This is a genomic window from Clostridium sp. (genome assembly GCF_016650095.1).
In the GTDB taxonomy this organism is placed as follows: Bacteria; Bacillota; Clostridia; order Clostridiales; family Clostridiaceae; genus Clostridium_AD.
This window is the reverse complement of the sequence record NZ_JAENWL010000293.1, coordinates 1-4,829: the sequence shown is the minus strand read 5'-3', so window position 1 is coordinate 4,829 and position 4,829 is coordinate 1. Positions and strand designations below refer to the sequence as shown.

Below are 4,829 nucleotides of genomic sequence, written 5' to 3'. Positions count from 1 at the left end.
CGTTTTAAGCATACATCACATAGGAATGTATATCGGAGAAGGTGTAATGATAAATGCACCTAAGAGCAATGACGTTGTTAAAATTCAGAGCTATAATCGGTCTGATTTTGCTGGGTTTGGAAAGTATAATGAGAACTGAAATTAGGGGGGATATATATGGGATTTGATAATAAAAAAGTAAATAAATTTTTAATTATAAGTAATATAATTTTTATAATATCATTAACAACAGTAATTATTATGAACTATAAAAATTATGGAAACTATATTTCAAGTGAAAAAAATCTTATAAGTACAAAAGATAAAATAAAAAACAATGAAAATATAATAAGTGAATTAAACAAGAAAATAAATACAAAAGATAGTGATAGAATAGCACAAGTAAATGAAGTTTCAATTCAATTTTTAAATGCTTTTTTTAACTATGATGCTTTGAGTAAGGGTAAAATTTATGACAACATAAAACCTTACTCAACTACTTACTTGATAAACAAACTACAACCTACCAAAGATGATGAGTTGCAAAGTGATGTTAATTACAAAATTTCCATTAAAAATATTAGACTATATTCTAAAACAATACAAGATGATAACAATGTAAGTGTACTAGTGTTAGCTGATCAAAGAATGCAAGTAAATAAAACAGATAGTACATCACCTATCTTAATAGAATTGAAATTAAGAAATGTTGATAATAAATGGGTAGTTGATGATTTATTAGTTAATAAACCATTGAAAAATACACCGTTTATTAATTAAAGTGAGGTGAAAATAAAATATGATTCAAAATCTAGCATATTCAAAAGCAAGTGTAAAAAACAACAAATCAATTTTCTATTATGTTTCATTTGTTTTTATAATAATTATGTATTTTATATTTTTTAATGCAAATAGTATATTACCTGATAACTCTACTGTTATGAATAGCAGTTTAGGCAAGGAAATAAATGCAGGATCTATAAAATTATCTATAAACAGATGGGAGTATAACGAAAATAAAAAATTTATGGAAATAGAATTATCTTATAAAGATTCTGGAAATTTATTTGTAACAAAACTTGATTTTTCTGCTAAGGCTAAAGTTAATGTAAAAAAGAAATTAACTGTAAGAACAATTTTAAATACAGATAATATTTATATTGTTCGGATTGAAAACATACCAGAAAATTATGAGGCTATTGCATTAAAAGTTATTCAAAATTCAAGCTCAGATTCAAATATAAATATAGACACTAGTACTATAACTACAGATGATTTTAGTTCAAGTACAGTTGGTAATGATATAAGTAATGGCAGTAACAATGCAATTAAAAACGTCTCTACTACATTATATTGTGACTATAGAAAAGTAAAAATTAACAATAGGCTTAAATCAGAAACACAAAAACACTACCTTATTAATATAACTAAAACTGAAATTAATAATATAGATAAGGACGTAATTACTATTAATAATAAGATAAAAAGCAATGAAGATCTAATCACTATGGCTAATGAAAAAATCAATAGTTTAAACAGTCAATACAAATATGAAATCAAAGAAGAACAAAATAATACAAATCAAAAAATCAATAGTTACAAAGCAAAAATAGCTGATAATGAACAGCAAAATGCTAATTTACAAATAACTAAATCTTCACTTATAGAAAAAATAAATAAGCTAGAACAAAAGGTTGATGATATTACAAAAGGTAAATAATATTATAAAAAAATAGCCTATATTTAAGATTTTCATGTATTTTTAAGGTACGTATGTACACACGACAACACCTATAAACTGTAAAAATAACTTCTAAAAAGATACGTGTGTACACACGAAAACATATAAAATTATGAACCCACTGTTTTGTTAGGCTTTGCCTAACTCCACACCCTAGGTGGGGACAAAAACCCCTTATGCTCATACAAAGAACTGAGGGTCACCGTTTAAACTAATATTTATACCGAAATTTAGGTTATTAAAAAACAAGAAAAAAGGAGAGCTTATGGAAATTAAAATTAGAAATCTTGATATTATTACTATCCAAAGAATTGATGAAGTTGCAAAAGAAAAAGGATTATCTCGGCAACAATTTCTGAAAAATTATATAGAAACTTTAAGTGTAATAGATAATATTAAGGAAAGTGAAACTAAATATGTAGACTTAGTAAATCAATTATCTTTTTTAATTAAAGAAAATACCAATGTATTATCACAAATTAGAACAGATTTTATACTAGATGAGGAGGTATAAATTATGACAACCGAAAGGACAAGAAAAGAATTTAAATTGTTAGATGAAGATATTAATTATATAAATACAATATCTAAAGAACATGAAATTAAACCGAGTTATGCCTTATCACAAATTCTTACTGAACATAAAAATATATCTAACATATTAGAAAACACATTAAAAAAAATACTATTAGGTGTAAACAATTTAAATAAGTTATCTAAAATACAATTAGAGATTAGTAATTCAATTTGTTTGAAAGGGAATTATCAAGAAAAAGATTTTGTATCTACATCAGAATTTACATCTGGTCTAGTTTCAAAAGCATATGAAGAAGTAGAAAAAGAAATTGCAAATAGTAACATTAAAAAATTCAATAAATAGAGGTGAGAAATGGTAGGTGTAGTTGTAGTATCAAAATTTATCACACATGATAATGCAAATAAATTTTCTGGAATGGTTGATTATATGGACAGGCAAGAAGCAATAACAAACGATAATATTGCATTAACGATTAAAGGCGTGGATCTTAATAATATAGAAAAAAAGATACTTGGCGTTATTAACACCAGCGGCAGTACAGATATAAATGTATTAGTTAAAGATAAAAAACTAAAAAATATGATTTGTTTTGAGCAAAAGTTATTTGAGAAAAAAGAAAAGTTATCAAGATATGATTCAAATTATATTATTAAAAAATTCTTTAATAAAAATGATGAATTCTTAATTGAAAATATTGAAAAAAGTTTTAGTAAAACTCACAAAAAAATAGATATTAATGTACTTGAAATAGAAAAGAAAAGAATTATTACAAGATTAAAGAAGCTAGAATCTTTAAATTACGTTACCAAAAATGAAAATAATAAGTATAAACTTAGTGAAAAAGCAAAAGAAGAGATGAAAAATTTTAGTGACTTTGAGTTTACAAGTTATGACTCTAGTAAAATTTTAAAACTTGTAAGGGATAATAAATACTTAAAATCCATACAGATAAAGCTATCAACTGATTTTAATATTGAAACTAAAGAAGGAAAGTACAATTATGATTATATTAATAAAAGAATTAATAATAATATTAAATATGGTTTTATTAAAGAAAATAACGGTAAGTTAGAAATCACAGAAAAAGGATTAATTGAAGAAAATAAAATTATAAACCCACATAGAAAATTCATTTTAGAAGAGATTAAGGAGTTAGAATTAAAATCAGATGAGTTTAAACGAGAAAAAGAAATAGTAGATGAAAAGTATTCGGTTATAAATAAATTAGAATATTCAGGGATGATTGATTACATGGATAGAAAAAAAGCTAAGAGTATTAATTCAAAATCTGATATAGGTTTATTTACAGATAATAAAGATATATTAGATTCCACAGAAAAAAATAAACTAAAAAACTTATTTAATAAGTGCCAAGAAAATGGTGGAATTATGTGGCATGATGTAATAAGTTTTGATAATAAATTTCTTGAGAAACATGGAATTTATGATAGTAAAAACAAAGTATTAGACAATAGAAAATTAAAAGAAGTTATAAGAACTTCGGCTAATGAAATGCTTAATAAAGAAAAATTAGGTGATTCAGCAATTTGGTGTGCTGACATTCATTATAATACCGATAATATTCATGTTCACGTTTCAACTGTTGAACTAAACCCAAGTAAAGAAAGAGGAAAACGAAAACCAAAATCTATACTTGCAATGAAATCTAAAGTTGTAAATGGGATTATAAATAATAATATACAATATAAAAAAATAAATGACATACTAAGAGAAGATATAATTGAAAATAAAAAGAAAGTAAAATCTTTAGATAACATAAAGCTTAAAAAATTATTTATTGAAATACATAGTAAGTTACCAGAGGATAGAAAACAATGGAATTACAATTATAATACTATAAATCATGTAAGGCCTTTAATAGATAAAATGACATATATTTATATAGAAAAATATCATAAGGATGATTTTTTAAAATTAAAAGAAGAATTAAAAAAACAGGAACTAAATTTAAAAGAAGCTTATGGGGAAGGGAAGAGCAATTCTTATAAAAAATATTATGACACTAAAATTAAAGACCTGAGAACTAGAATGGGGAACACAATTTTAAAAGAAATTAAAGAGTATGATTATAGTTTGAATGGGCGAAAATATAAAAATAAACTAAGCAAAACAGATAGAAAAGCATTAATTAAAAATTCAATTGTGGCTGTAAGCTTAAAAAAAATCGGGAAACTTATAGAAAATGATTATCAGCATCATAAGAATCAAAAAGATTATGAAAAATTACAAAATGAAATTGAGAGAAATGAATAAAAATATAAAGGCTACGCTTATTTTTAAGTGTAGTCTTATTAATTTGTCTAAACAAAAAAATAAACAAGTACCAAACGTAATGATGGAAGTGGTCACGCATAGTAATGGAGTGACAAGGTGTCCATCATGGAGAGCGGAGCAGAATAGACTATATCAAATAAAAAATTAGACAGAAAGTGAGTGATAGAATTGGCAAAATTAATAATTGCGGAAAAACCTAGTTTAGCATTAAATATTGTTAAAAGTATTGGGAAAATGAATAGAGGAGATGGATTTTATTCTAATGAAGATTATATT

At 24.4% G+C, this 4,829-nt stretch carries 5 protein-coding genes; all 5 read left to right on the top strand.

The genetic code is table 11. From position 1 onward, the window contains the following. Positions 1-156: 156 nt before the first annotated feature. The 5 genes from JJE11_RS14740 to mobP2 all read left to right on the top strand — a co-directional run bounded on the left by JJE11_RS14740 (position 157) and on the right by mobP2 (position 4,532). Positions 157-759 carry a hypothetical protein gene (locus tag JJE11_RS14740; protein ID WP_291636943.1) on the top strand — a complete coding sequence of 201 codons (603 nt, stop codon included), beginning with the start codon at positions 157-159 and terminating at the stop codon, positions 757-759. Between the two features lie 19 nt (positions 760-778). Beyond that, complete coding sequence (locus JJE11_RS14735; RefSeq protein ID WP_291636942.1) at positions 779-1,699, top strand: hypothetical protein; 921 nt, start codon at positions 779-781, stop codon at positions 1,697-1,699. A gap of 286 nt (positions 1,700-1,985) precedes the next feature. Then, positions 1,986-2,234 (top strand): hypothetical protein, encoded by a 249-nt coding sequence (locus JJE11_RS14730; RefSeq protein WP_291636941.1) that lies wholly within the window; start codon positions 1,986-1,988, stop codon positions 2,232-2,234. A gap of 3 nt (positions 2,235-2,237) precedes the next feature. Then, complete coding sequence (locus JJE11_RS14725) at positions 2,238-2,600, top strand: hypothetical protein (RefSeq protein ID WP_291636940.1); 363 nt, start codon at positions 2,238-2,240, stop codon at positions 2,598-2,600. Positions 2,601-2,609: 9 nt separating this feature from the next. Beyond that, positions 2,610-4,532 (top strand): MobP2 family relaxase, encoded by a 1,923-nt coding sequence (gene mobP2 / locus JJE11_RS14720; RefSeq protein WP_291636939.1) that lies wholly within the window; start codon positions 2,610-2,612, stop codon positions 4,530-4,532. Positions 4,533-4,829: the final 297 nt, after the last annotated feature.

Bases quoted from the DNA above. Each gene is read 5' to 3' on its own strand.
- JJE11_RS14740 (WP_291636943.1), top strand. From the start codon at position 157: ATGGGATTTGATAATAAAAAAGTAAATAAATTTTTAATTATAAGTAAT.
- JJE11_RS14735 (WP_291636942.1), top strand. From the start codon at position 779: ATGATTCAAAATCTAGCATATTCAAAAGCAAGTGTAAAAAACAACAAA.
- JJE11_RS14730 (WP_291636941.1), top strand. From the start codon at position 1,986: ATGGAAATTAAAATTAGAAATCTTGATATTATTACTATCCAAAGAATT.
- JJE11_RS14725 (WP_291636940.1), top strand. From the start codon at position 2,238: ATGACAACCGAAAGGACAAGAAAAGAATTTAAATTGTTAGATGAAGAT.
- mobP2 (WP_291636939.1), top strand. From the start codon at position 2,610: ATGGTAGGTGTAGTTGTAGTATCAAAATTTATCACACATGATAATGCA.